This window comes from Elusimicrobiota bacterium, from assembly GCA_040757695.1.
Classification (GTDB): Bacteria; Elusimicrobiota; UBA8919; order UBA8919; family UBA8919; genus JBFLWK01.
On sequence record JBFLWK010000238.1, the window covers coordinates 1 to 1,257 of the forward strand.

The 1,257-nt window shown below is 35.5% G+C and carries 1 protein-coding gene; it reads right to left on the minus strand.

Annotated features, from left to right (window positions below; all coding sequences use genetic code 11):
• Positions 1 to 1,134 (minus strand): hypothetical protein (locus AB1349_14460; GenBank protein MEW6558528.1); only part of this gene is annotated, 1,134 nt, incomplete at its 3' end.
• Positions 1,135 to 1,257 lie beyond the last annotated feature (123 nt).

Genomic DNA, 1,257 nt, shown 5'->3' on the forward strand with positions numbered 1-1,257 from the left:
TGTTTTCGGGGTTGAGTCCAATTCTAATGATTGAGCGGAAAGATTATAGGCAGTAATTTTTAAGGTCTTTTGACCATCGCCCAAAGAAGTAATTTGAGAAGGTGTTAAAGTAAATGTCCAAGTTTCAGGCGGTGAATGTTGTCCCGCCCTGTTTCTTGAACCGCCAGTAATTGTCGTATTATCAATTTCTATTTGTATCCCTGCACCGGGGCTGACAACATACTCGCTAAATTCTATTGTTATGGTTGCATTGGAATTTGCATTTAATGGTTTCAGATTTCTTGATTCCAAAGAATCCCCCGGAATTAAATGCCTCGTCGGACTTGGTTTATTATTATCGTCTATCAATTCAGCAGTATAACAAGTTTGACCTTCTTGAGTTATTACAACTTTCTTAACATATGGGGGCATTGCTCCATAATAATGTTTAAGTATAGTTTCATAATCTCTGCTACCACAAGTTGAACCCGCCAAAAGTATTGCTCCAATCTGTGACATTCCACATTGTCCCGCTGTATCTGATGGATTTCCACATGGACTAATCTGTTTTCGTAAAGGTTCATTATACCAATATCCATTTGACGAGGCGTCTTCACTATTTTTTGTAAAACCATTTGTTGTTTGGTTAAAATATAATGTATCAAAAATACTGCCACTAAAATATATCGCTTTATTGGTCACATCAGAAGAATCAACTGCTTGACCAATTTCTGAAATACTACCATCGTAAGGCAAATAAACTTGGAATGCTTCACTATCATATACAATAGGATATGTTTCATTAGTATCTGGGTCTGTATAAGTCCCATAAGGGTTTTTTCCGACAATACGACTGGCAAAATATGTCTCAGCCGCTAATGCCTGTGCTTTATACACATTTACTTTTTGGGCTGAAGAAAGTCCATATGAGTCATCTATATTTCTAATCTCACCATAAACAACACCTTTTATATAATCTGTAAAAACAACAGATTCAGGAACACGATTAGGACTTGCTCCATCTGGTTTATGTATGATTCGCACTTTCTCTGGAAAATTGGCGTAACTTCCTAATACAATGTTTTCAGCAATAACTTCACCACTCCATATTAAAAATCCAATAACAATCAGAATCGGTAGTATTTTTTTATTCATTTATTTGCCTCCCTTTTAGGAGTCCATCTATAAATGTAAATACCATTTTTTTTATGTACTTTTGTATAAATAGAATCTTTAAATATTTTAGGAGTCCACGGGATTCTCTCGCCATTGGTATCT